Origin of the sequence: Mesorhizobium sp., assembly GCF_004962925.1 — a bacterium.
Lineage (GTDB): Bacteria > Pseudomonadota > Alphaproteobacteria > Rhizobiales > Rhizobiaceae > Mesorhizobium.
This window is the reverse complement of record NZ_SUEO01000014.1, coordinates 39319-40092: the sequence shown is the minus strand read 5'-3', so window position 1 is coordinate 40092 and position 774 is coordinate 39319. Positions and strand designations below refer to the sequence as shown.

The 774-nt window shown below is 65.6% G+C and carries 2 protein-coding genes; both read left to right on the top strand.

Translation table 11 applies throughout. From position 1 onward, the window contains the following. Positions 1-31 precede the first annotated feature (31 nt). On the top strand, positions 32-355 hold the full coding sequence (locus E5W87_RS05675; protein WP_292394831.1) for a DUF736 domain-containing protein: 324 nt from the start codon (positions 32-34) through the stop codon (positions 353-355). Between the two features lie 160 nt (positions 356-515). Continuing rightward, on the top strand, positions 516-773 hold the full coding sequence (locus E5W87_RS05670) for a helix-turn-helix domain-containing protein (protein ID WP_292394803.1): 258 nt from the start codon (positions 516-518) through the stop codon (positions 771-773). Position 774: the final 1 nt, after the last annotated feature.

The following is a 774-nucleotide window of genomic DNA, read 5'->3' as shown; positions in this document are numbered from 1 at the left end:
GGTCCCCGGCGACAGCGAAAAGGAGACCAACATGACCGCGATCGGATACGTCACCAAGCAGGACAATGGCGGCTACAGGGGCCAGCTCAGGACGCTCAGCGTCCGCGCCGACATCGACATCGTGCCCAATCAGGCCAAGAGCGCCGACAACCATCCCGACTTCCGGGTGCTGACGCAAGGGGTTGAAGTCGGCGCCGGCTGGACCCGCATCGGCGAGGCTTCCGGCAAGGATTATGTGAGCCTGTCGATCGCCGCCCCGGAGTTCGGTCCGCGCAAGCTCTACGCCAATCTCGGCCGCGCCGCCGGCCAGGACGATGACGACACCTACGCCATCATCTGGAACCCCGTCGACTGATCGGCGGACCTCCGAGCCCCGCGCCGCAGCCTGCGCGGGGCTCTTTCCAGCTCCGCCCAAAGGGCGGCGAAAACTCGCCCCCGACTCTTCGCCCGTCCCGGAAACGACGTCGCTCGCCCATCCTGGCCGTCGCTTCTCCTTAAGCGACACGAGGACCATCATGGACGACGAAAACGAACGCGCGGCCCGCGCCAAGAAGGGCAGTCCGTTTCTCAGCACCGCGCAGGCGGCCTTCTATATCGGCCTGTCCCAGCGCACCCTGGAAAAGATGCGGCTCAAAGGGGGCGGCCCGAAATTCCGCAAGCACGGCCGCTATGTCCGCTATCACATCGACGAGCTCGACGAGTGGTCGAAAGGCCATCCGCAGGACAGCACTCGCCAAGACGGTTCAGCGCCGGTCGATGGAGACGGCGCATGAA